The 25,426-nt window shown below is 37.3% G+C and carries 24 protein-coding genes and 5 tRNA genes; 2 read left to right on the forward strand and 27 right to left on the reverse strand.

The annotated features are described in order from the left end of the window. Nucleotide 1: 1 nt before the first annotated feature. Nucleotides 2–271, reverse strand: coding sequence for a hypothetical protein (locus PWU04_RS10080; protein ID WP_274475978.1), 270 nt, complete (start codon nucleotides 269–271; stop codon nucleotides 2–4). Between the two features lie 464 nt (nucleotides 272–735). Here PWU04_RS10080 and PWU04_RS10085 point away from each other — a divergent pair, with 464 nt between their 5' ends. Next, nucleotides 736–1,119, forward strand: coding sequence for a hypothetical protein (locus PWU04_RS10085; protein WP_274475979.1), 384 nt, complete (start codon nucleotides 736–738; stop codon nucleotides 1,117–1,119). A 33-nt stretch (nucleotides 1,120–1,152) separates the two neighbouring features. On the opposite strand, the gene PWU04_RS10090 is transcribed toward PWU04_RS10085, so the two are convergent. The 3 genes from PWU04_RS10090 to idi are packed head-to-tail and all read right to left on the reverse strand — an operon-like array spanning nucleotide 1,153 to nucleotide 3,066. Continuing rightward, nucleotides 1,153–2,130 carry a type I phosphomannose isomerase catalytic subunit gene (locus tag PWU04_RS10090; protein ID WP_274475980.1) on the reverse strand — a complete coding sequence of 326 codons (978 nt, stop codon included), beginning with the start codon at nucleotides 2,128–2,130 and terminating at the stop codon, nucleotides 1,153–1,155. 1 nt (nucleotide 2,131) lies between these two features. Beyond that, nucleotides 2,132–2,542: a 6-pyruvoyl trahydropterin synthase family protein gene (locus PWU04_RS10095; protein ID WP_274475981.1), complete on the reverse strand. Its 411-nt coding sequence runs from the start codon at nucleotides 2,540–2,542 to the stop codon at nucleotides 2,132–2,134. Beyond that, nucleotides 2,539–3,066, reverse strand: a complete 528-nt coding sequence (gene idi, locus PWU04_RS10100; RefSeq protein ID WP_274475982.1) for an isopentenyl-diphosphate Delta-isomerase — start codon at nucleotides 3,064–3,066, stop codon at nucleotides 2,539–2,541. Before idi ends, PWU04_RS10095 begins: the two co-directional genes overlap by 4 nt. A gap of 366 nt (nucleotides 3,067–3,432) precedes the next feature. On the opposite strand from idi, the gene PWU04_RS10105 reads away from it, so the two are divergent. Further along, a complete protein-coding gene (locus PWU04_RS10105) occupies nucleotides 3,433–5,019 on the forward strand; it encodes a peptide chain release factor 3 (RefSeq protein WP_274475983.1) in 1,587 nt (528 codons plus the stop codon). A 140-nt stretch (nucleotides 5,020–5,159) separates the two neighbouring features. Here PWU04_RS10105 and PWU04_RS10110 read toward each other — a convergent pair whose 3' ends face one another. From PWU04_RS10110 to PWU04_RS10220, 23 genes are all read right to left on the reverse strand, one after another. Then, entirely contained in the window at nucleotides 5,160–5,477 is a 318-nt protein-coding gene (locus tag PWU04_RS10110) for a DUF3467 domain-containing protein (protein WP_274475984.1), read from the reverse strand. Between the two features lie 2 nt (nucleotides 5,478–5,479). Then, nucleotides 5,480–9,781, reverse strand: a complete 4,302-nt coding sequence (rpoC, locus tag PWU04_RS10115; RefSeq protein WP_274475985.1) for a DNA-directed RNA polymerase subunit beta' — start codon at nucleotides 9,779–9,781, stop codon at nucleotides 5,480–5,482. Between the two features lie 74 nt (nucleotides 9,782–9,855). After that, entirely contained in the window at nucleotides 9,856–13,668 is a 3,813-nt protein-coding gene (gene rpoB / locus PWU04_RS10120) for a DNA-directed RNA polymerase subunit beta (protein ID WP_274475986.1), read from the reverse strand. Nucleotides 13,669–13,794: 126 nt separating this feature from the next. Further along, entirely contained in the window at nucleotides 13,795–14,169 is a 375-nt protein-coding gene (gene rplL / locus PWU04_RS10125) for a 50S ribosomal protein L7/L12 (protein WP_274475987.1), read from the reverse strand. A 63-nt stretch (nucleotides 14,170–14,232) separates the two neighbouring features. Then, a complete protein-coding gene (gene rplJ, locus PWU04_RS10130; RefSeq protein ID WP_274475988.1) occupies nucleotides 14,233–14,754 on the reverse strand; it encodes a 50S ribosomal protein L10 in 522 nt (173 codons plus the stop codon). 19 nt (nucleotides 14,755–14,773) lie between these two features. Continuing rightward, nucleotides 14,774–15,463, reverse strand: a complete 690-nt coding sequence (rplA, locus tag PWU04_RS10135) for a 50S ribosomal protein L1 (RefSeq protein WP_274475989.1) — start codon at nucleotides 15,461–15,463, stop codon at nucleotides 14,774–14,776. Between the two features lie 20 nt (nucleotides 15,464–15,483). Continuing rightward, nucleotides 15,484–15,921 carry a 50S ribosomal protein L11 gene (gene rplK, locus PWU04_RS10140; RefSeq protein WP_274475990.1) on the reverse strand — a complete coding sequence of 146 codons (438 nt, stop codon included), beginning with the start codon at nucleotides 15,919–15,921 and terminating at the stop codon, nucleotides 15,484–15,486. Nucleotides 15,922–15,992: 71 nt separating this feature from the next. Next, complete coding sequence (gene nusG, locus PWU04_RS10145) at nucleotides 15,993–16,547, reverse strand: transcription termination/antitermination protein NusG (RefSeq protein ID WP_274475991.1); 555 nt, start codon at nucleotides 16,545–16,547, stop codon at nucleotides 15,993–15,995. A 20-nt stretch (nucleotides 16,548–16,567) separates the two neighbouring features. Then, entirely contained in the window at nucleotides 16,568–16,762 is a 195-nt protein-coding gene (gene secE, locus PWU04_RS10150; RefSeq protein WP_274475992.1) for a preprotein translocase subunit SecE, read from the reverse strand. Nucleotides 16,763–16,816: 54 nt separating this feature from the next. Further along, nucleotides 16,817–16,889 (reverse strand) — tRNA-Trp (locus tag PWU04_RS10155). Between the two features lie 54 nt (nucleotides 16,890–16,943). After that, nucleotides 16,944–18,131 (reverse strand): elongation factor Tu, encoded by a 1,188-nt coding sequence (gene tuf, locus PWU04_RS10160; RefSeq protein WP_274475993.1) that lies wholly within the window; start codon nucleotides 18,129–18,131, stop codon nucleotides 16,944–16,946. A 71-nt stretch (nucleotides 18,132–18,202) separates the two neighbouring features. Then, nucleotides 18,203–18,274: transfer RNA gene (locus tag PWU04_RS10165), tRNA-Thr, on the reverse strand. Nucleotides 18,275–18,283: 9 nt separating this feature from the next. After that, nucleotides 18,284–18,356: transfer RNA gene (locus tag PWU04_RS10170), tRNA-Gly, on the reverse strand. A gap of 32 nt (nucleotides 18,357–18,388) precedes the next feature. Beyond that, nucleotides 18,389–18,470 (reverse strand) — tRNA-Tyr (locus tag PWU04_RS10175). A gap of 44 nt (nucleotides 18,471–18,514) precedes the next feature. Beyond that, a tRNA-Thr gene (locus tag PWU04_RS10180) sits at nucleotides 18,515–18,588 on the reverse strand. A gap of 103 nt (nucleotides 18,589–18,691) precedes the next feature. Continuing rightward, a complete protein-coding gene (gene hpf, locus PWU04_RS10185; RefSeq protein ID WP_274475994.1) occupies nucleotides 18,692–18,994 on the reverse strand; it encodes a ribosome hibernation-promoting factor, HPF/YfiA family in 303 nt (100 codons plus the stop codon). Between the two features lie 26 nt (nucleotides 18,995–19,020). Beyond that, nucleotides 19,021–19,923 carry a tyrosine-type recombinase/integrase gene (locus tag PWU04_RS10190; protein WP_274475995.1) on the reverse strand — a complete coding sequence of 301 codons (903 nt, stop codon included), beginning with the start codon at nucleotides 19,921–19,923 and terminating at the stop codon, nucleotides 19,021–19,023. Between the two features lie 127 nt (nucleotides 19,924–20,050). Continuing rightward, complete coding sequence (gene rpsU, locus PWU04_RS10195; protein ID WP_274475996.1) at nucleotides 20,051–20,245, reverse strand: 30S ribosomal protein S21; 195 nt, start codon at nucleotides 20,243–20,245, stop codon at nucleotides 20,051–20,053. Nucleotides 20,246–20,366: 121 nt separating this feature from the next. Then, nucleotides 20,367–21,536: an acyl-CoA dehydrogenase family protein gene (locus tag PWU04_RS10200; RefSeq protein WP_274475997.1), complete on the reverse strand. Its 1,170-nt coding sequence runs from the start codon at nucleotides 21,534–21,536 to the stop codon at nucleotides 20,367–20,369. Nucleotides 21,537–21,549: 13 nt separating this feature from the next. After that, entirely contained in the window at nucleotides 21,550–22,416 is an 867-nt protein-coding gene (locus PWU04_RS10205; RefSeq protein WP_274475998.1) for a helix-hairpin-helix domain-containing protein, read from the reverse strand. An 18-nt stretch (nucleotides 22,417–22,434) separates the two neighbouring features. After that, entirely contained in the window at nucleotides 22,435–24,057 is a 1,623-nt protein-coding gene (locus PWU04_RS10210) for an alanine/glycine:cation symporter family protein (RefSeq protein ID WP_274475999.1), read from the reverse strand. A 115-nt stretch (nucleotides 24,058–24,172) separates the two neighbouring features. Further along, a complete protein-coding gene (locus tag PWU04_RS10215) occupies nucleotides 24,173–25,189 on the reverse strand; it encodes a potassium channel family protein (protein WP_274476000.1) in 1,017 nt (338 codons plus the stop codon). Nucleotides 25,190–25,192: 3 nt separating this feature from the next. Next, nucleotides 25,193–25,420, reverse strand: coding sequence for a PspC domain-containing protein (locus tag PWU04_RS10220; RefSeq protein WP_274476001.1), 228 nt, complete (start codon nucleotides 25,418–25,420; stop codon nucleotides 25,193–25,195). Nucleotides 25,421–25,426 lie beyond the last annotated feature (6 nt).

Below are 25,426 nucleotides of genomic sequence, written 5' to 3' on the forward strand. Positions count from 1 at the left end.
ATTAACCTAATTTGTTTATTTTTTCAATCAATGCTTTTCCGCGTGTTTCAAGCTCAGCGTTAACTGCTTTAAAATGAGCTTTTTTATTCTCGACACTGTTTTGGTTTACCTTAGCAATTAATTCATCAAAAGTTGCGATTGCCTCGTCAATAATAGCTTCACTTTCTTTGGTGTCCTTATCTGTATTAGCGTATTCCCATAGGTATACTGCTTCAATGATATCACCTAAAACGTAATTGATGTCTTTCTTAAGGTTTTTGATATTTGCCATATTTGTATAATTTATTCGTGGACAAAATTACACTAAAATGTATATTAAGTGTTATTAATAACATAAATATTAAGGAGTTCCGGAAAAAAGCTCTACATTTATCCCATGAATGCTTTGACGCAGAGACATATTACCAATTCCAATCGCAGCACTAAACAGTGGTATAGTGCCATGTGTTTGCATTTGGTATATACCTTCAGCTCAGATCAAAGCATCTTAAACCATTGTTAGTTAACGTAAATATTTATTTATCATAAACTTAAAAGGTGCTTTTTACAAAGCACCTTTTTTATTTTAACACATTAGAAACTTTTAAAATTAATATCATGAAACAGAATCATTTTTCAACAACTGTAAATCGAATTTCAAATAATTTTTCAATGAGCCATTATTGGTGTTATCCAGCATCTACTAAATTATTGCAGCCCCAACCTTTATTATTATACCCATAAAAATTAAAACACATGAAAACAATCGCAAGACCAAACATACAAAGCAACGTAAAGTTTACAGTTACAAAAAAAGTAGCAAACCCTAACGGTTTTTTACTGCCGCATATTTTATTCGACAGAATACAAACCGTGGCAACACAGCCAATAAAAGAATTTTATTTAAACGAAGCGCCACAACTTACCGACTATAAGTTTAAAATGCATAAAAATGCATATTTAAAGGATGAACTCACTATTCAGGCCCAATTGGTAAACAGTACTGAGGAAAAGTTACTTGTTAATGTCATTGTAAGTAAATCAAAAAAGCATTCTAAAAATCAAGAACGCATTTGCAGTGCCCAATTTACTTACCAATCCGAAGAAGATGTCAGGTTAACACACAATCAAGCTTCTTAAATAAAATTCCCGAGTTACAACAACTTGGGATTTTTATTTTATATAAACCTCTAAAAGCTCAGAATCTTTATGTGGTATAATTGTATAATTTTTAATAGCAGCTGGTATTAATACTGTTTCCCCGTAACTTAATGAAGTTATGAAGCCATTTGCTTTAATCTCTACATTCCCCTTGACGCACATATAAATAATAAATGAATCTAATGTGTTTTCCTTTTCAAGGACTAAATTAACCGGTAAAAAGTTAGTGGTAAAATATGGACAGTTTACCATGGTGTTAACCCTATTTGGTTCTCTAGTATAGTCTATTTTATGAGAGCCATCATTTTCGAAATCTATTGCCTCCAAGGCTAGATCGGTATGCAGTTCACGAGGTTGTCCATTAATGTCTAACCTATCCCAGTCGTAAATTCGATAGGTAATGTCACTGGTTTGCTGGATTTCTGCAAGCAACACCCCTGCCCCAATAGCATGCACCAACCCAGTCTCTATGAAATACGTATCACCTTCCTGCACAATATCAAAATTTAAAATGCTGGGAAGGTTTTTAGCTTTTAAGTGTTGAAGGTATTCCTGTTTATCTAACCCCTGATTAAAACCTACAATTAGATTGGCCTCTTCATCTGCCTGCATAACATACCACATTTCTGTTTTCCCATAAGAATTGTGTCTCTGCAACGCCAAATCATCATCAGGATGTAACTGAATGGACAAATCCTGCTTAGCATCAATAAATTTGGTCAATAATGGAAATGTATCTCCAAACTCCCTATAATTATGCTCTCCTACAAGCTCTTGTTTATATAATCTAAGTAGTTCTTTTAAGCTTTTTCCTTTAAATGGTCCTTGTGCAACTATTGAAGAGGCTCCCTCTACATCGCTAACTTCCCAACTTTCTCCTATTAGGTTGCCATTACCTTCTTTATTCAGAATAGTTTTAAGCTTTTGTCCACCCCAAACCTTCTCTACTAATATAGGCTCAAATTTTAATGGATACCATTTTTCCCTCATATTACTCCCCTCTGTAGGTTACAAAATTTCTAGGCGTTTCGTACAATGTTATCTCCAATTCCAAACTCTTTGGAAGATAAGGACGCAATTTATTGTAGATAACAACCGAAATATTTTCTGCTGTTGGATTTAACTCTTTAAATTCAGGAACATCTAGATTAAGGTTTTTATGATCAAAAGGCTCTTCTACTTCTCGTTGAATTAACTCCTTTAAATCTTTTATGTCTATAACATAACCTGTTTCATGATCAATAGTACCTGTAACGCTTACTATCAACTCATAATTATGCCCATGATAACTTGGGTTATTACATTTGCCAAAAACCTTCTCATTCCTTTCATCACTCCAATCCTTTCTATAAAGTCTATGAGCAGCATTAAAATGAGCCTTTCTGCTTACTGTTACTTTCATTTTGAGGATAGATTTATATGCTCGTAAAACTTTTCAAAAATAATCTTAAACCAAGCCGTATATAAATCTGGATTAACTTGTATATCCTGTTTTACATCGTCTAATGCAACCCACTTCCAGTTGGCTGCTTCTTCAGGGTTAATCTTGGGGCTTTCATTATAATACCCTATTAAGATATGGTCATACTCGTGTTCTGTTAAACCATTATCAAAAGGAGCCTTATAAATAAAAGAAGTTGTTTCTTCCAAATCTGTAGTAAACCCCATTTCTTCTTGTAAGCGACGTTTACCAGCATTAACATTACTTTCCCCTTCACGCTGATGGCTACAACATGTATTCGTCCATAAACCAGGAGAATGATACTTATCTAAAGCACGTTGCTGAAGCATAAGTTCATTTTTATCGTTGAACACAAAAACCGAAAAAGCACGGTGAAGCAATGCCTTTTCATGTGCTTCCATTTTGGGCATTAACCCTATCGGCTCATCCTTTTCGTTTACAAGAATAACTTTTTCCTCTTCCATAACACACAAAACTACAAAATAGCAATTTCTTTTCAGGAATTGTCTTCCTCTTTTTCAATCTCATTTTCATTACCAGCTTTATCTTTTAATCCATCTATTACTTCTTAAACATATGATTTACACTCTAAATATCACTAAAAACATGACGATTAAGCTATAACTTTGATTATTCCTATAAAAAGAGCAGAAACCTTCTAGTGATGACCTTGGCTTAAATATTAAGAATTTGATTTTCATATAAACCTTATAAAACCCCTCTAGTCTATTGGTTATCTATGTGTTTTCAAAAATATTGTCCACAAAAATAAAAAGCCACAATTGGGCATTGCCTTTTGTTAATGTATATTTGCCATCCAATTTGAATTCATGAGTTTTACAAGCGAGATTAATAGAAGAAGAACCTTTGGTATTATTTCCCATCCAGATGCCGGGAAGACAACTTTAACTGAAAAACTATTGCTTTTTGGAGGTGCTATTCAAGAAGCTGGAGCAGTAAAGAGTAATAAAATTAAAAAAGGTGCCACAAGTGACTTTATGGAAATAGAGCGTCAGCGTGGTATATCTGTAGCGACCTCTGTACTAGCCTTTGAATACAATGGTACCAAAATAAACATACTTGATACTCCTGGACACAAAGATTTTGCTGAAGACACCTTTAGGACACTAACAGCTGTAGACAGTGTTATTGTTGTTATAGATGTTGCCAAAGGAGTTGAGGAACAAACCGAAAAATTGGTTGAGGTTTGTAGAATGCGAAACATCCCTATGATAGTTTTCATCAACAAATTAGACCGTGAAGGTAAAGATGCATTCGATTTGTTGGATGAAGTAGAGCAAAAACTTGGCTTAACTGTAACTCCATTAAGCTTTCCTATTGGAATGGGATACGATTTTAAGGGGATTTACAATATTTGGGAAAAGAATGTTAACCTGTTTAGTGGGGATAGCAGAAAAAATATTGAGGATACCATCGAAATCTCAGATTTAAATTCAGACGAACTCAACAAGCTTGTTGGAGATAAATCTGCAGATCAATTACGTGAAGAACTTGAATTGGTACAAGGTATCTATCCTGAGTTTGATGCTGTCCAATATAGAGAGGGTAAACAACAACCTGTGTTCTTTGGTTCTGCATTAAACAATTTCGGAGTACGTGAATTGTTGGACTGCTTCGTTGAGATCGCTCCACCTCCGCGTCCAAAACAAAGTGAAGAACGTTTAGTAAAGCCTGAGGAAAATAAATTTACCGGATTTGTTTTTAAAATCCATGCAAACATGGATCCAAAACACCGTGATCGATTAGCTTTCATAAAAATTGTTTCAGGTCAGTTTAAACGAAATACACCTTACTTACACGTGCGTCATGGTAAAAACCTTAAGTTTTCCAGCCCTAATGCTTTCTTTGCTGAAAAGAAAGAAATTGTAGAAGTATCATACCCTGGAGATATTGTAGGATTGCACGATACTGGTAACTTTAAAATTGGGGATACACTTACCGAAGGTGAAGTTATCAACTATAAAGGAATACCTAGTTTCTCTCCAGAGCATTTCAGATACATTAACAATGCCGATCCGTTAAAAGCTAAACAGCTTTTCAAAGGAATTGACCAGTTAATGGATGAAGGTGTTGCTCAGTTATTTACTCTAGAACTAAACGGAAGAAAAGTTATCGGTACAGTGGGTGCCCTACAATATGAAGTTATTCAATATCGTTTGGAGCATGAATATGGAGCTAAGTGTAGCTATGAAAACTTAAATGTTTACAAAGCATGTTGGGTTGAGCCGGAAGATCCTAAAAACGAAGAGTATAAAGAATTTTTGAGAGTTAAACACCGTTATTTGGCAAAAGACAAACAAGGGCAACTTGTATTTTTAGCAGATTCTCCTTTTTCACTGCAAATGACTCAACAGAAATACCCTAGTATAAAATTCCACTTTACTTCGGAGTTTTAAAAAATTAATTTATATAGATTAAACTAAAAAGCCTTTACATTCTATCTATGTAAAGGCTTTTTTTGTTATGAAAACAAACATGAGAATTTAAATTTTGACAATAAAAAACCCTTTGTAATGTTACAAAGGGTTTTTTAGTTTTATGCTTCTCCCGTCGGGCCAAAATTTAGAGGAATCGGTGGGTGCTCATAATCTTTAATTTCACCATGAGCTTGCTCAAACTTATTAACATTGTCACTAAGAGCTTTAAGCAAACGCTTAGCGTGCTGTGGCGTAAGAATGATTCTCGATTTCACTTTACTTTTTGGTATACCGGGCATTATACTAACAAAGTCTACGACAAACTCTGATACTGAATGGTTGATTATTGCCAAGTTGGAATAGGTTCCTTCAGCTACTTTTTCGTCCAATTCAATATTTATCTGTCCTTGTTTAGGTTGCTTTTTGTCGTCGCTCATTATTAGTTATAATTTACTTCTTGTTTAGCTTGCATCATTTCGTCGAATTCCTCCTTAGATCCTACGATAATGTTCTCGTATTTACGCATACCTGTACCTGCTGGAATTCTATGACCAACAATAACATTTTCCTTAAGACCTTCAAGCATATCCACTTTACCGTTTACAGCTGCTTCGTTAAGAACTTTAGTAGTTTCCTGGAACGATGCTGCCGAAATAAACGACTTAGTTTGAAGCGATGCTCTCGTAATACCTTGTAGTATTGGCGTAGCTGTTGCTGGTTGAGCTTCTCTGGCCACTACAAGTTCTTTATCTTCTCTACGTAAGATTGAGTTTTCATCTCTTAACTGGCGAGGAGTAATAATTTGTCCTTCTTTAAGATTTTTAGAATCCCCTGCGCTCTCTACTACCTTCATTCCGAAGATCTCATCGTTTTGCTCAATAAAGTCTGACTTGTGAACAAGTTGGTCTTCTAGGAACAATGTATCTCCTGAATCTTCAATTCTTACCTTACGCATCATCTGTCTTACAACAACTTCGAAGTGCTTATCGTTAATCTTCACCCCTTGTAAACGGTAAACCTCTTGGATTTCGTTAACAAGATATTGTTGCACTGCAGATGGTCCTTTAATACTTAGAATATCTAATGGAGTAATAGCACCATCAGACAATGGCATACCTGCTTTTATATAATCGTTCTCTTGAACAAGAATCTGATTAGATAGCTTCACCAAATATTTCTTAACATCACCTAACTTAGACTCAACTATAATCTCGCGGTTACCTCGCTTGATTTTTCCGAAAGAAACAACACCATCGATCTCACTTACTACTGCAGGGTTAGATGGGTTACGTGCTTCGAAAAGCTCAGTTACACGAGGAAGACCTCCTGTAATATCCCCTGACTTAGCAGATTTACGTGGAATCTTAACCAAGATTTTACCAACCTTGATATCATCCCCATTGTCAATCATCAAGTGAGCTCCTACTGGTAAGTTGTAGGAACGCATTGTGTTTCCTTTAGCATCTTCAATGTGAAGCGTTGGAATAAGTTTTTTATTTCTAGATTCTGAAATTACTTTTTCTTGGAATCCTGTTTGTTCATCAATCTCTACTTGGTAAGTTATACCTTGTTCGATGTTTTCGTAACGAACTTTACCAGCAAATTCAGAGATAATCACACCATTATATGGATCCCACTGACATACTACATCTCCTTTTGAAAGTTCCTGTCCGTTTTTAACGAAAATGGTAGATCCGTAAGGAATGTTGTTTGTACTTAATACAATTCCAGTTTTCTTATCTATTAATTTAAGTTCAGAAGTACGTGAAATCACGATATCTATTGGATTACCTTCAGAATCCTCACCTTTTACAGTTTTAAGATCTTCAATTTCAGCAATACCGTTCAACTTAACGATTAATTTATTCTCTTCTGAGATGTTACCTGCAATACCTCCCACGTGGAAAGTACGAAGTGTAAGCTGTGTACCAGGCTCACCAATAGACTGAGCAGCTACTACCCCTACAGCCTCACCTTGCTGAACCATTTTACCTGTAGCTAGGTTACGTCCGTAACACTTAGCACAGATACCTTGCTTAGCCTCACAAGATAATGGAGAACGTACTTCGATAGTCTCTACTGGAGAATTATCAATTCTGCTGGCAATCTTATCGTCGATCAAATCTCCTGAAGAAACTAAAAGCTCTTCAGTTAATGGATCGTAAACATCGTGTAATGATACACGACCAACAATACGTTCTTCTAAGCTTTCTACAACCTCGTCATTTTTCTTCAATGCAGAAACTTCTACTCCTCTTAAAGTACCACAGTCTACACTGTTAACAATAACATCTTGAGAAACGTCTACAAGACGACGTGTTAAGTAACCAGCATCTGCCGTTTTAAGAGCCGTATCCGCAAGACCTTTACGAGCACCGTGGGTAGAGATAAAGTATTCTAAAATTGAGAGACCTTCCTTAAAGTTAGAAAGAATTGGGTTTTCAATAATTTCTCCACCACCAGCTGTAGATTTCTTAGGCTTAGCCATCAGACCACGCATACCGGTTAACTGACGAATCTGCTCCTTCGATCCACGAGCTCCAGAATCAAGCATCATGTATACCGAGTTAAACCCTTGCTGATCTTCGCGAATACGCTTCATAGATAGCTCTGTCAACTCTGCGTTAGTAGATGTCCAGATATCAATAACCTGGTTATAACGTTCGTTGTTAGTAATAAGACCCATGTTATAGTTTGCCATAATACCATCTACTTGAGTATTGGCTTTTGCAATCATTTCATGTTTCTCTTGAGGGATAATGATATCTCCCAAACTGAACGACAGACCTCCTTGGAATGCGAAATTATAACCTAAAGATTTAATATCGTCAAGGAAGGCAGCTGTTTGAGGTACAGAAGTAACCTTAAGTACATTACCAATAATATCACGTAATGATTTCTTGGTCAATACCTGGTTAATGTATCCTGCTGCAGCTGGTACTTTTTGGTTGAAAAGTACACGTCCTACAGTTGTTTCTATAATTTGAGGAACTAACTGACCTTCTTCGTTGAAGTCGTTAGCTCTTACTTTTATACATGCATTAAGGTCGGCACGCTTCTCGTTGTAAGCGATCACAACTTCCTCAGCAGAGTAGAATGTTAATCCTTCACCTTTGATTGGCACTTCTGGAGTAGATCGCCTTGGCTTTGTCATATAGTAAAGACCAAGTACCATGTCCTGAGAAGGTACAGTTACAGGCGAACCATTCGCTGGGTTAAGAATGTTGTGCGATGCTAACATTAATAATTGAGCCTCCAAAATAGCTTCCGGCCCTAATGGTAAATGTACGGCCATCTGGTCACCATCGAAGTCGGCATTAAAAGCCGTACATACTAATGGGTGTAACTGGATTGCTTTACCTTCAATCAACTTAGGTTGGAATGCTTGGATACCCAAACGGTGTAATGTAGGAGCACGGTTTAGTAATACTGGATGTCCTTTAAGAACGTTTTCCAAGATATCCCATACTACTGGCTCTCTTCTATCAATAATCTTTTTGGCCGACTTAACAGTCTTAACAATACCTCTCTCAATAAGTTTTCTAATTACAAAGGGCTTGTAAAGTTCAGCAGCCATATTCTTTGGTAAACCACACTCATAAAGTTTAAGTTCTGGTCCAACCACAATTACCGAACGTGCAGAGTAATCAACACGCTTACCTAGTAAGTTTTGACGGAAACGACCTTGTTTACCTTTTAATGAATCTGATAAAGACTTTAATGGTCTGTTAGAATCTGTTTTAACCGCAGAAGACTTACGAGTGTTATCGAATAACGAATCTACAGATTCCTGTAGCATACGCTTTTCGTTACGTAAAATCACCTCAGGTGCTTTTATCTCAACCAAACGCTTTAAACGGTTGTTTCTGATGATAACACGACGGTAAAGATCATTCAAATCTGAAGTTGCAAAACGACCACCATCTAATGGCACCAACGGACGTAATTCTGGCGGGATAACAGGAATAACTTTCATGATCATCCATTCTGGACGGTTTTCCCTGTTATTGTTAGATTCACGTAGAGCCTCAACAACCTGTAAACGCTTCAACGCTTCAGTTTTACGTTGTTTAGAGGTTTCTGTATTAGCTTTATGACGCAATTCGTAAGACAATGTCTCAAGATCGATTCTTGCTAATAATTCGATTAGACACTCAGCCCCCATCTTAGCGATGAATTTGTTAGGGTCTGTATCTTCTAGATATTGGTTATCTTGAGGTAATGTCTCTAAAATGCTTAAATATTCTTCCTCAGTTAAGAAATCCATTTTTTGTAATGGCTCCCCTTCAAGGTTATTAGCGATACCTGGCTGGATTACTACGTAGCGTTCGTAGTAGATAATCATATCTAATTTCTTAGATGGCAACCCTAAAAGGTATCCTATTTTATTTGGTAAAGAACGGAAGTACCAAATGTGAGCTACAGGCACTACAAGGTTGATATGCCCAACACGATCACGACGTACTTTTTTTTCTGTTACTTCTACACCACAACGATCACAAACAATTCCCTTATAACGGATACGTTTGTATTTACCACAAGCACATTCGTAGTCTTTTACAGGACCAAAAATACGCTCACAGAACAAACCGTCACGCTCCGGTTTGTGAGTTCGATAATTGATAGTTTCTGGCTTTAACACTTCGCCATTGGATTCTGCTAAAATAGACTCCGGTGAGGCTAAACCAATTGAGATTTTGTTAAATCTCTTTACTGTATGCTTATCTTGTTTTCTTGCCATAATATATGGTGCTATCGCAATTAATTGTAAACTTGTGTTAGGAGTTAGACCATGGTCTAACTCCTAACGGTATATTATTCCTCTAATCTAATGTCTAGTCCAAGACCTTTCAATTCGTGCATTAATACGTTGAAAGATTCTGGTAAACCAGGTTCTGGCATTGGTTCACCTTTAACTATACTTTCGTAAGTTTTAGCTCTACCAATAACGTCATCAGACTTCACTGTTAAGATTTCTCTTAACGTGCTAGATGCACCGTACGCTTCAAGAGCCCAAACCTCCATCTCTCCAAAACGCTGACCTCCAAACTGTGCTTTACCACCTAAAGGCTGTTGCGTGATCAATGAGTAAGGACCAATAGAACGAGCGTGCATTTTGTCGTCTACCATGTGACCTAGTTTTAACATATAGATTACACCTACTGTTGCAGGTTGGTCGAAACGAGCTCCAGTACCACCGTCATACAGATAGGTATGTCCAAATCTTGGAATTCCGGCTTCGTCTGTTAGTTCGTTTATCTGATCTAAGGTAGCACCGTCGAAAATAGGCGTAGCAAACTTGCGACCTAACTTTTGACCTGCCCAACCTAGAACAGTTTCATAAATCTGTCCGATATTCATACGAGACGGTACCCCAAGTGGGTTCAATACGATGTCTACTGGTGTTCCGTCTTCTAAGAATGGCATATCTTCTTCTCTTACGATACGAGCAACAATACCTTTGTTACCGTGACGTCCTGCCATCTTATCACCTACCTTAAGCTTACGTTTTTTAGCGATGTAAACCTTGGCAAGTTTTATAATTCCTGAAGGAAGTTCGTCTCCAACAGAGATAGTAAACTTCTCACGTCTTAACGCTCCTTGCAGGTCATTTTCTTTAATCTTATAATTGTGGATAAGGTCTGCAACCAATTTATTGGTATGCTCATCTGTAGTCCAAGTTCCAGTTGTTAAGTGTGTATAGTCATCTACAGCATTTAACATCTTTAAGGTATACTTCTTACCTTTTGGCAATACTTCTTCTCCCAAATCGTTGTAAACACCTTGAGCAGTCTTTCCTGAAACTAAAGTGAATAGTTTTTCAACTAAAATCTCCTTAAGATCATCAAACTTACCTTGGTAAATACCTTCTAATTGAGCGATATCTTCCTTATCCTTAGCTCTCTTGCGCTTATCTTTAATAGCACGGGCGAACAATTTTTTATCGATAACCACACCGTTCAGTGATGGAGAAGCCTTTAATGATGCATCTTTTACATCACCAGCCTTATCACCGAATATTGCACGTAACAATTTTTCTTCTGGTGTAGGATCGCTTTCTCCTTTTGGTGTAATCTTACCGATTAGTATATCTCCAGGCTTAACCTCTGCTCCGATACGGATCATTCCGTTTTCGTCAAGGTCTCTTGTAGCCTCTTCACTTACGTTAGGGATATCATTAGTCAACTCTTCGTTTCCTAATTTGGTATCACGTACTTCAAGTGAATATTCATCAATATGGATAGATGTAAAGATATCTTCACGTACTACCTTTTCTGAAATTACAATCGCATCCTCGAAGTTATAACCTTTCCATGGCATGAAAGCAACTTTCATGTTTCTACCAAGAGCCAATTCTCCTTTTTCGGTAGCATAACCTTGACAAAGTACTTGACCTTTCTTAACCTTATCTCCTTTTCTTACAATTGGTTTAAGGTTAATACTTGTTCCTTGGTTGGTCTTTCTAAACTTCACTAAAGGATAAGTCTTGGTATCGCCATCAAAGCTTACCATAGCCTCGTCCTCAGTGCGATCGTATTTAATTTTAATTTCATTAGCGTCGACATACTCAACAACTCCATCTCCTTCTGCATTGATCAATACTCTAGAATCTGTTGCTACTTGACGCTCTAATCCAGTACCTACGATAGGTGAATCTGGACGTAATAAAGGTACCGCCTGACGCATCATGTTCGACCCCATCAACGCACGGTTTGCATCATCGTGCTCCAAGAACGGAATCAACGATGCAGAAATAGATGAAATCTGGTTTGGTGCTACATCAGTATAGTGTACATTCTCAGGTTCAATTACTGGGAAGTCACCCTCCATACGGGCAATAACTTTATCATGGGTAATCTTACCGTTATCGTCTACTTTTACTGTAGCCTGTGCAATAAGTTTCTCTTCTTCTTCTTCTGCACTTAGGTAGATTGGATCTCCTTTAATATCTACAACACCTTTTTCAACCTTACGATATGGAGTTTCAATGAATCCCATAGTGTTCACCTTAGCATAAACAGATAAAGATGAAATCAATCCAATGTTTGGACCTTCAGGTGTTTCAATCGGACATAAACGGCCATAATGTGTATAGTGAACGTCACGTACCTCAAATCCTGCACGTTCTCTTGAAAGACCTCCAGGCCCTAATGCTGATAAACGACGCTTATGCGTGATTTCTGCAAGTGGGTTGGTCTGGTCCATGAACTGAGACAACTGGTTGGTACCAAAGAACGAATTGATAACGGAAGACAAAGTCTTTGCATTAATCAAATCGATTGGGGTAAACACCTCATTGTCCCGAACATTCATACGCTCACGGATAGTACGTGCCATACGAGCTAAACCTACACCAAACTGTTGAGACAATTGCTCACCTACTGTACGTACACGACGGTTAGATAAGTGATCAATATCATCGATTTCAGCTTTAGAGTTAATAAGCTCGATTAAGTATTTTATAATAGTAATGATGTCTTGCTTGGTAAGAACTTGCTTATCCATTCCAATATCAAGACCTAATTTTTTGTTCATTCTATAACGACCAACTTCACCTAAGCTGTAACGCTGATCACTAAAGAATAATTTGTCAATAATACCTCTAGCCGTTTCCTCATCTGGCGGCTCAGCATTACGTAATTGACGATAGATATGTTCCACCGCTTCTTTTTCCGAGTTAGTCGGATCTTTTTGAAGGGTGTTATGTATAATAGCATAGTCGCCTTGTTCAGATCCTTCTTTGTGTAAAAGAATAGTCTTAACGTTAGCTTCTAAAATTTCTTCTACGTTGTCTTTGTCGAGCTCAGTGTCACGGTCTAACACAATTTCGTTACGCTCTATAGATACTACTTCTCCAGTATCTTCATCCACAAAATCCTCGTGCCATGTATTAAGTACACGTGCCGCTAGTTTACGTCCTAGAACTTTTTTAAGTCCTGCTTTAGAAACCTTCACTTCTTCTGCAAGGTCGAAGATCTCTAAAATATCTTTGTCACGCTCAAAGCCGATAGCTCTGAAAAGCGTAGTTACAGGTAATTTTTTCTTACGGTCGATATACGCATACATCACACTGTTAATGTCTGTAGCGAATTCGATCCAAGATCCTTTAAAAGGAATTACCCTAGCTGAGTATAATTTGGTTCCATTGGCATGGAAAGACTGCCCAAAGAACACACCTGGAGAACGGTGCAATTGCGATACTACAACGCGTTCTGCTCCATTAATTACAAACGTACCACTTGGGGTCATATAAGGAATGGTTCCTAAGTACACATCCTGGACAATGGTCTCGAAATCCTCATGTTCAGGGTCTGTACAGTACAACTTAAGCCTCGCCTTTAGCGGAACACTGTAAGTAAGTCCTCTTTCAATACATTCTTCAATAGTGTATCTCGGTGGGTCAATAAAGTAATCTAAAAATTCTAATACGAATTGATTACGGGTGTCTGTTATCGGGAAATTTTCCATGAAGGTATTGTACAACCCTTCATTCCCTCTTTCTTCAGATTTGGTTTCTAATTGGAAAAAATCCTGAAAGGATTTAATCTGAATATCCAAGAAATCTGGATACTCTGTTCTATTGATAATAGAAGAGAAATTCAATCTTTCAGCTTGTGTTGCTAACATCAATGGACGGAATTTTGATTAAAAAAATAGTGACCGCGTATCTAAAACTAATATATACGCAAAATGGTTTAGGTCTGGGAGTTCTATGCTCCAGACCTAAACCTTTGTATTGTTAAAGTGTTAAGCTTACTTAAGCTCAACCTCAGCTCCTGCTTCTTCTAATGAAGATTTTAAGCCTTCAGCTTCATCCTTAGACACGCCTTCTTTAATAGCGCTTGGTGTTTCATCTACTAATGCCTTAGCTTCTTTCAATCCAAGTCCAGTTAATTCTTTAACTAGTTTTACTACAGCTAACTTAGAACCACCAGCTGCTTTAAGGATTACGTCAAACTCAGTTTTTTCTTCTACAGCTTCACCACCAGCGGCAGCTCCACCAGCTACAGCTACAGCAGCAGCAGCAGGCTCAATACCATATTCTTCTTTTAAAATATCAGCTAACTCGTTTACTTCTTTAACTGTTAAGTTAACTAATTGTTCTGCGAAATCTTTTAAATCTGCCATTTTTCTATCGTTTTAAATAGTTTTTTTAATAAATATAATTGTAAAAAGTGCGTACTTAGTTAATTATCCTTCTTTTTCAGATAATGTTTTTAAGATACCTGCCAACTTACCACCTCCAGACTTAAGTCCAGAAATAACGTTCTTAGCTGGCGATTGAAGCAATGCAATAACATCTCCAATAAGCTCTTCTCTTGACTTGATGTTCACCAAGGCATCTAATTGGTCGTCGCCAATATAAATAGCCTCTTCGATGAATGCACCTTTTAAGATAGGCTTTTCAGATTTCTTACGAAAATCCTTAATAACCTTAGCGGGAGCGTTACCTGTTTCAGAATACATCACAGAGGTGTTTCCTTTTAAAGTAGAAGGAAGGTCACCAAATTCCTTATCTGAAGCCTCCATTGCCTTTGCAAGCAAGGTATTCTTAACCACTGCAAGCGATACGTTTGCTTTAAAACAAGCACGACGTAAGTTTGAAGTGCTTACTGCATCCAACCCTGAAATATCTGCTAAATATATGTTAGCATTTTCGGCCAATTGTGCAGTTAAGTCTTCAATTACTTGTGATTTTTCTTCTCTAGTCATAATAAAAGTGTTTAACTACTTAACCTACTTTTGGGTCTACAGCAACGCTAGGACTCATTGTGCTAGACAAGAAAATGCTCTTCACATAAGTACCTTTTGCTGCAGTTGGTTTAAGTTTTAATAAAGTTTGAATTAATTCGTTTGCGTTACCAGCAATCTTATCGGCACTAAAGGATGCCTTTCCGATTGCAGCGTGCACGATACCAGTTTTATCAACTTTAAAGTCGATTTTACCAGCTTTCACATCGCTAACAGCTTTAGCAACATCCATTGTTACTGTACCAGTCTTAGGGTTAGGCATTAATCCACGAGGTCCTAAAATACGTCCTAATGGTCCTAACTTACCCATAACACTAGGCATAGTTACAATTACGTCTACATCTGTCCACCCTCCTTTAATCTTATCGATAAATTCGTCTAGACCTACGAAGTCTGCTCCTGCTTCCTTAGCTTCTGCTTCTTTATCAGGGGTAACTAATGCTAAAACTTTTACGTCTTTACCAGTTCCGTGAGGAAGTGTTACTACTCCTCTTACCATTTGGTTTGCTTTTCTAGGATCTACTCCCAAACGAACAGCAATATCCACAGAGGCGTCGAAATTGGTATTTGTTATTTCTTTTACTAATGCTGATGCTTCAGCGATAGAATAAAGTCTTCCTTTCTCTACTTTTGCTAAAGCTTCTTTCTGCTTTCTTGTTAATCTTGCCATTTCTTAATGTCTTTAATAGATTAATTAGGCGCGTTTCCGGTTACGGTGATTCCCATAGACCTTGCGGTACCAGCAATCATTTTCATCGCAGATTCGATAGTAAATGCATTCAAGTCAGGCATTTTATCTTCTGCAATTGTTCTAATCTGATCCCAAGAAACTTTAGCTACTTTTTTTCGGTTTGGTTCTCCAGAACCACTTTTTATTTTGGCCGCTTCCATTAGTTGAACTGCAGCAGGAGGAGTCTTAACAACAAAGTCGAAAGACTTATCCTTGTAAACAGAGATAACAACTGGTAATACTTTACCTTGTTTATCCTGAGTTCTAGCATTAAACTGCTTACAGAACTCCATAATGTTTACCCCAGCAGCCCCTAAAGCGGGTCCAACCGGTGGCGACGGATTCGCAGCACCTCCCCGAACTTGTAACTTAACTACTTTACTTAATTCTTTTGCCATTTTTAATAATTTAGTTTGATAATTCCTAGAATTGGAAGCTTAAGAAATTATCTATACCGATGTAACAATTATTATACTTTTTCAACCTGCATATAGCTCAACTCTAATGGTGTTTTTCTTCCAAAAATCTTCACCATTACCTCAAGCTTACGCTTTTCTTCATTTATTTTTTCAATGGTTCCATCAAATCCATTAAATGGTCCATCTATAACTTTTACGGTTTCACCAATAGTGTAAGGAATAGCTACATTAACATCTGCTTCTACTTCTAGCTCATCTACCTTACCTAGCATACGGTTAACTTCCGACTGTCTTAACGGTACAGGATCACCTCCTTTTGTTTCACCTAAAAATCCTATTACGTTAGTAATGGATTTTATGATATGGGGAATCTCACCACTTAAGTTGGCTTGAACCATAATATAGCCAGGAAAGTAAACTCTCTCCTTGCTTATTTTCTTACCGTTTCTTATTTGTATAACCTTTTCTGTAGGAACCAATACCTGGTCAACATAATCCTGAAGGCCTAAGCGAGCTATTTCATTCTCTATATAAGCCTTAGTTTTATTCTCTTGACCACTTACTGCTCTAACTACGTACCATTTTTTATCACTCACTCCAGACATAATTTTACTCTTAACGTTTTCTATCCGATTAGATCAAAGTAAAATCCTACCACCTTGCTACATAGATTATCTACACCCCAAGTTGCTAGAGCGAAAAGTACAGAAAACACAGCAACCAGAATGGTTAAGCTTTGTGCTTCCGACCAGCTTGGCCAGCTTACATTGGTTTTTAATTCCTCAAATGATTCTTTGATATAATTTACAATTCCAGCCATGGCTATAATTTTATGAAACACTGAAGCTAATTAAAGCCCAGTGTTCGCTATTCGCACGGGTTGAGAGACTCGAACTCCCGACACCTGGTTTTGGAGACCAGTGCTCTACCAACTGAGCTAAACCCGTAGATAAGTTAAGGCATTCCTTAAGGAACACCTTAACTCTATATTCTTAAACTAATTAGTCTAAAATTTCAGTTACCTGACCAGCACCTACTGTTCTACCACCTTCACGGATAGCGAAACGTAAACCAACGCTCATTGCGATTGGGCTAATCAAATCTACAGTAATTGTCAAGTTATCACCTGGCATTACCATCTCAACACCATCAGGTAAGTTAATGTTACCTGTCACATCCGTTGTACGTACGTAGAACTGTGGACGGTAGTTGTTGTGGAAAGGAGTGTGACGTCCACCTTCTTCTTTCTTAAGGATATAAACCTCAGCTTTGAATTTAGCGTGTGGAGTTACAGAACCTGGCTTAACGATAACCATACCTCTCTTGATGTCAGATTTTTCAATACCTCTCAACAATAGACCTACGTTATCTCCAGCTTCACCTCTATCTAATATCTTACGGAACATCTCTACTCCAGTAATAGTAGAAGTTAATTTCTCAGCTCCCATACCGATAATCTCTACAGGATCTCCAGTGTTAGCAACACCTGTTTCGATACGACCAGTTGCTACAGTACCACGACCAGTAATAGAGAATACATCTTCTACAGGCATTAAGAAATCTTTATCAACCTCACGTAATGGCTCTTCGATCCAGCTATCAACTGCTTCCATCAACTCCATTACTGTGTCAACCCATTTTTGTTCACCATTAAGAGCACCTAGAGCAGAACCAGCGATTACAGGTCCGTTATCTCCATCGTACTCATAGAAGCTCAACAAGTCTCTTACTTCCATCTCTACAAGCTCTAAAAGCTCTTCATCATCTACCATGTCAACTTTGTTCAAGAAAACAACGATACGAGGAATACCTACCTGGCGTCCTAAAAGGATATGCTCACGAGTTTGTGGCATTGGACCATCAGTAGCAGCTACTACCAAGATAGCTCCGTCCATTTGCGCAGCACCAGTTACCATGTTCTTAACGTAATCCGCGTGACCTGGACAGTCAACGTGTGCGTAGTGACGATTAGCTGTTTGGTATTCTACGTGAGATGTATTAATAGTAATACCTCTTTCTTTTTCTTCAGGAGCGTTATCGATAGAATCGAAACTTCTCAATTCTGATAAACCTGCGTTAGCCAATACAGTAGTAATAGCAGCAGTTAAAGTTGTTTTACCGTGATCTACGTGTCCAATTGTACCAATATTTAAGTGGGGTTTGGAACGATCAAAAGTTTCCTTTGCCATGTTAAAATAATTTAATCTTAGTTATATAATAATATTAGTGTTTGCTTACTAGCTAAGCTATGCCTTAATTGAGCCAATGACGGGATTTGAACCCGTGACCTCTTCCTTACCAAGGAAACGCTCTACCCCTGAGCTACACCGGCTTTTAAAAGAGCGGGAGACCGGGTTCGAACCGGCGACATTCAGCTTGGAAGGCTGACGCTCTACCAACTGAGCTACTCCCGCTTTTTAAAAAATCAAAAACTCGTAAAAAAAAGTGGGGAGAGCAGGATTCGAACCTGCGAAGACATAGTCAGCAGATTTACAGTCTGCCCTCGTTGGCCGCTTGAGTATCTCCCCTATAATTTCTTTACAATATTTCAGTCACTTTTTATAAGAACTTGAGCCGATAGAGGGACTCGAACCCACGACCTGCTGATTACAAATCAGCTGCTCTAGCCAGCTGAGCTATATCGGCTTTTTAAGCAGTTACCTGCCTACAAAAAAAGTCCGCTATTTCTAACGGACTGCAAATGTATATATTTATTTTTTTATTCAAAACAAATTTCAAATTATTTTTATCAAATATGAGCCCTAAGCTTTTCTTTTCGCTTTTTCAACTGACGCTCTAATGAGGCGGCAGCCATATCTGCTCCTTCTTCAAAACTCTTACACTGCTTTTTCACTACTAAACTATCACCTGGTACACTAACCCTTGCCTCAAAAATTTTATTCTCCTTAGCACTGGTGTTTTCCACTTTTAAAAACACATCTGATGTTATGATCTTGTCATAAAACAAATCTAACTTATCCATACGTTTCTGAATAAAGTTTATCAACTTTTGATCTGCAGTAAAGTTGACTGATTGTGTGTTTACCTTCATACTTTCTCATTTAAATGGTTAGACAATTAGGATTTGCTGTTAGGGGCACTTCTTGGATGAGCATTCATATAAACCCTTTTGAGCTCCGCAATACTATTATGTGTATATACTTGAGTCGCAGCAAGGCTAGAATGTCCTAAAAGTTCCTTCACAGCATTTAGATCAGCACCTTGGTTCAGTAAATGTGTTGCAAAAGAATGCCTAAGTATATGAGGACTCTTTTTTACTTTTGAAGATGCTAAACTAAAATACTCATTTATTATTCTGTAGACAAGTGTTTCGTAAATTTTAACTCCCTTTTTTGTTAAAAAAAGAAACACTTTATCCTCAATGACAGACAAGGTTTCGCGCAGTTTTGCATAATGTTTTATAGAGTCTATCACTAAAGGTAATAACGGCACAAATCGCTCTTTATTACGTTTACCTCTTACTTTTAATATATTATTGGAAAAATCGATATCAGAAAGCTTCAATTCTATCAACTCTGCCCTACGTAATCCTGTCGTGTAAAACAGTTCTACCATCAATCGATTACGCACTCCTTCAAAATCATCTTCAAAAGCGAACTCATCAAGAACAAGAGCAACTTCTTTTTCAGAAAAAGGCACCTGCATCTTCTTACTCGTTTTTAAAGCCTTATGCTTATTCAACGGGCTTACCTCCAAATCTCCAATTTTCTGAAGAAATTTATAATACGTACTTAAAGAAGATATTTTCCTGTTTATGGTCCTATTACTCAATCCCTGCTCGGCCATTTCAACAATCCAACTCCTTATTTGCGAATAGTTCACTTCTTTGACGCTATCTACATCATACTGTTTTGAAAGAAAATCTAAAAAAAACTCTAAATCCCTCAAATATGCTTTTACAGTTTGGGCGGAATAATTCTTTTCCAACGAGAGGTAATCGACAAAAGAAGAAAAGGGCATAAAAAAAATAAATTTTAACGTTATATAGGCTGTAACATTATAAAGGTAGGATAAAGTTTAAAATATAGAAAGAAAAAAAAATCCCGCTTTAAACAAAGCGGGATTTTTTAGATGTTGCAAACAACATTTAGATTTCTTCTTGATCTCTTAAACGCTGGATGTATTGCGCTTTTTGGATTTGAGCTCGACGAGCAACCGATGGCTTAACAAACTGCTTTCTAGATTGTAATGCACGCTTAGTACCAGTCTTGTCAAATTTACGCTTATAACGCTTTAGCGCTCTATCTATATTTTCTCCTTCTTTAATTGGTATTATTAACATAGTAGCTTAACCTCCTCTCTTTTAGCATTCAGGCTGCAAATATATAAACTAATTACACACCTACAACAAAAAATAAAAATATTAAAACTTATTTACTCTAAACAATTACAAACCAAGTATTTTAATTAGTTGCTGGCTTATAATCTTTTTTATCGATGATCATCTTGGAGATAATTTCCCTTAATATTTCAGAGGTCCCCCCACCAATAGGCCCTAAACGGCTATCACGTAGCATTCTTGCCAACGGGTAATCTTCCATATAGCCATAACCTCCTAAAAACTGAAGACATCCGTAAATCACTTCGTCTGCCATTTTAGTCGATTTCAATTTGGATATAGTTGCTTCCTTCACAACATAATCTCCCTGATTTAATCTGCTGGCAACCGAATAATTAAACTCTTTACACACCATGACATCCGCATAGAAATCTGCAGCTTTATGTCTTAAAGCTTGAAACTGGTCAATAGTCTTACCAAAAGCCTGGCGCTCTCCCATATATTCAATAGCATACTCCAACGCAAACTCTGCTCGTGCATGGGCATTAATTCCCATAATTAAGCGCTCTAAAGCAAAGTGTTGCATAATATAAGGGAATCCTTTACCTTCTTCACCCATTAAATTATCAGCTGGGATCTTAACATTATCGAAAGCAATTTCCCCTGTATCTGATGCTCTCCAACCTAGCTTATCTAGTTTAGTAGCCGAAACACCTGGAGTGTCTCGGTCCATTATAAACATACTGATACCTTTGTTACCTAACTCAGGATTAGTTTTAGCCGCAACTACTAAGTAATCGCTATAAATCCCGTTTGTAATAAAGGTTTTCGACCCATTAATAATATAATGATCACCTTCCTTTACTGCTGTTGTACGCATACCTGCAACATCACTACCTCCAAAAGGCTCTGTAATACACAGACAACCAATTTTATCTCCAGAAATACTTGGTGTTAAATATTCTTGCTTAATACGCTCGTCTCCTTCTTTATTAACGTGAGTCATTGCCAAATAAGCGTGTGCCCACATTGCGGCAGCAAAACCTCCAGAATTGATTTTTTGAAGTTCTTCTAAAAAAATCACGGTATAGAAAAGATCCAAATCCAATCCTCCGTATTGTTCAGGATAGGCTAGGCCAAAATAGCCCATTTCACCAAACTTCTTCCAAATAAAGCGTTCTATTGTTCCTGTTTTTTCCCATTTATCAAGATGAGGCACAACTTCTTTCTTTAAAAAATCCTGTAGACTTTCCCTGAAAAGTTGATGCTCTTCCGTGAAGTACATATTGTTCATTGTTTTTGGTTGTTTAATCGAGGCTCAAATATAGCTTAATTATCTCAATCTTTTTGACGGGAAAATCTTTAACTTTTGTTAATTCCTCTAGACTTTTAAAGCCTTCTCTAAGTTTTCGTTCCTCAACTATATTATAAGCCAAATCATAATCGATATGCTGAACCAAAACCAAACTATCAGCAGATGCTGTATTAATATTCACCTTTTTAATTTGCCTAGGAGTCTTAACTGTGAATTGCTGTGTAACACGACTTATCACATCAGGAGAAAGTCCATACACGTCTTGCAATTGCACATCGGCAATAAAACCACCAGGAAATTTATCCCGAAACCTCACAATCCGTTCTGAAAGCACCTCTCCAACTCCATTCACACGCTGTAACTGTAAAGCTGTAACTTTATTTAAATCAAATTTCTCTTTAAAAGTTTTCTCTAGCGAAGGCTTGTTTTTATATTTAGCTATCGATTTCGATTCTTTAACAAAATCCGGAAACTTAATATAGGGAGAAATGATTTTCAGTAATGAATCGGATACTTGAGTAACTCTCTGAAATTCCTCAACAGAATTAACCCATTTGCCTTGATCTCTATAAGCATGCAATCGATCAATTTCCTCAATCGACATTCCTAAAGTATATCCTTTGTAGTCGGTAACGAAGTTTGGATTGAAAGGATAAATTTTAATGGCTTTTTCTTTAAGAGCTTCAGCCTTTAAAGAGTCCAGCTCTGCTTCAACTCTTTTCAGTTCAGTGACGTTAACTTCATCTGTAGCTGGAGTAAAGCCTACAAAGAAGTAAACCAATTGAAAAACTACAATAAGTAATAGTAATAAAAAAATCCCATTTCGTTGTTGCTTAGTAAACGTGAAATGGGATTTCATATGGGATTAATTTTAGTTTTACATGTGCTTAGTAAGATCTTCAGCGCCTTCTTCTATAGCTTCATCTTTGACCTTGACAGCTTTCATATATTTCTTTAGTTCCTGACTAATAATTGGTGACAATACAACAACACCTATAATATTAGGCACAACCATTGCAAATATCATTGCGTCAGAAAAATCAATAACAGCACCAAGACTAATAGACGATCCTACAATTACGAAAAGTAAGAATAATATTTTATATGCCAAATCACTTATCTTTCCTTTACCAAATAGAAACACCCACCCTTGCATACCATAGTATGACCAAGAGACCATTGTTGAAAATGCGAATAAAATAACTGCAATGGTCAATATAACAGAGAAATGAGGAATAACCGTATCAAAAGCAGTAGCCGTCAACTCAACACCCTCTTTAATTGGCACTCCGTATTCCATAAAACCACCATCGAAGTTGGTAATAACAATTACTAAAGCTGTCATAGTACAAATTACAACTGTATCAACAAATGGCTCTAAAAGCGCTACAATACCTTCACTTGCCGGGTACTTAGTTCTTACCGCCGAGTGAGCAATAGCAGCACTACCTACCCCTGCCTCATTAGAGAAGGCTCCACGACGAATACCCTGAATCATCACCCCTATAAGTCCACCAGCAATACCTAAACCAGAAAATGCCCCTTCATATATTAACATGAATGCATCGTCAATCAAACTCCAGTTGGCACCAAGAATAACTAATGCCGCCAACACATAAATACCTGCCATAAAAGGAACCACTTTTTCAGTTACAGAAGCAATCCTTTTAATACCTCCAATAATAACAACAGCTACTAGAGCCGCCATTACAAAACCGAAATACATTCCAGCATTATCACTTTGAAGATTAAATAATTTTGTAAACTGTGCTGCTGCTTGGTTAGCTTGGAACATGTTTCCTCCACCAAAAGAACCTCCTACTACAAAAACTGCAAAAACAACTGCTAGAACTTTCCCTAGAGGCTTCATACCTTTTTCGCCAAAACCTTTAGTTAGGTAATACATTGGCCCTCCGTAAACGGTTCCATCTTCTCCTACATCACGATACTTAACCCCTAATGTACATTCGGCAAACTTAGATGCCATTCCCAGCAACCCAGCTAAAATCATCCAAAAAGTAGCACCAGGCCCTCCAATAGACAAAGCCACTGCAACACCAGCAATATTACCAAGACCTACGGTTGCTGATAAAGCCGCTGTTAAAGCCTGAAAGTGCGACACTTCTCCATGCGCACTGTCATCTCTTAGAGTTTCAATAATATTATGCTCTTCATTTGGTGTAGCATCTCCGTATAAAGTGTCTGCACCGTGCTTTTCAATATCTTCATATTTACCTTGCACTACACGAATAGCAGTTCCAAAACCGGTAATATTGATAAATCTAAAATAAAAAGTGAAGAATAATGCACCTCCTATTAAAACAATTAACACCCATGGAATTCGATAATCTTCTGAAAATGGAATTTCGTAAAATATACCTTCAACAAACCAGCCAGTATACTCTTTGAAAATTCTATCGAATTTTTCTGAGGCCGACTCTTGGCCAAAGCTCAAAATTGGTAAAATAAGTGTGAAAATTGATAGAAGATATTTCTTCATAATAAGTCTCTAAAGTTTAGTTAATTTTCTGACAAAAATCTGAATAATAGGCGGCAAGATGCTAAAAAAAAACGAGTTATTAAAGCAAAGCTTGTTAAAATGGAAGTTCTTAGCCCTAAAGGTTATATACAGAGTTAAGCTTATGAATTTGTTCTGGACGTCCTAAAACAATAATTTTAGACCCTGGCACTAATTTTGTTTCTGCCTCAGGATTAACAACATAATCACCATTTTCATCCTTAAAACCAATAACGTTACACCCTGTTTTTTTGCGTAAGTCCAAATCCCTAATGGTTTTGCTTTCTTTAGCATTATATAGTTTATCCACGACAATCTCTTCAATATTAATATTCGACCTACCTACTATGGATAAATTATCAATAAACTCTATAAGGTCTGGGACTACCACTAAAGATGCCATATGGTCGCCGCCAATCTTATCGGGCAAAATCACATTGTTTGCTCCTGCCAGTTTTAGTTTTTTATATGAGGTTTCTTGAGAGGCTCGGCTAATGATACTCATTCCTTTATTTATTTGTCTAGCTGAAAGCACTACAAATAAATTATCTGCATCGTTGGGAAGCGCAGAAATCAAACATTGGGCTCGGTCAATACCTGCCTGCAAAAGAGTTTCATCTTCATTTGCATTCCCCAAGACGAATGGGACATCTTCCGATTCAAATTTATCTAAAACCTCCTTATTTTTTTCAATGACCACAAAGGCCTTTTTGTAGGCAATCAATTTTCTTGCGGCTTGCTTACCATTTCTTCCATAACCACAAATAATAATGTGATCGCTTAAACCATCGATTATCTTTTGCATCTTTTTCTGTTTTAATTCGTCTGGATTGCTTCTACTTAAAATATACTCGGTAATAACTGTCAAGGCATATCCTAATATGATAACACTGGACAATATTAAAAATACTGTAAACATCTTCGACACATCGTCCAGAGGCTTTACTTCTCCAAAACCAACTGTAGTGATGGTAATAACAGTCATATACAGCGCATCCAACCAGGAATAGTGCGACATAACCTTAAACCCTACCACACCCGTAATAAGCAACAATACAAGTAAGGCTATTGCCGTATATATTTTGGATCCAAAAATTTTCCGGATGTACATCATAGATTAAAGATCGAAAACAGAAGTTCGTTTAGTATAAAGAAGGTCTTTTATGCGCATCCAAAATGCTATAAACAAATATAATGCAAACCCGAATCCAAGTGTGACGAAGGTTAAGTAAATAAATGAAGTGCGTACGACTTTAGCACGCATCCCTAAACGATCGGCTATGCGCTGACATACGTAAAAACCATGCTTCTGCAAATAAAACAATACAGAGTAAAACCATTTCATACCGCA

Source organism: Mangrovimonas aestuarii (assembly GCF_028767185.1).
GTDB lineage: Bacteria > Bacteroidota > Bacteroidia > Flavobacteriales > Flavobacteriaceae > Mangrovimonas_B > Mangrovimonas_B aestuarii.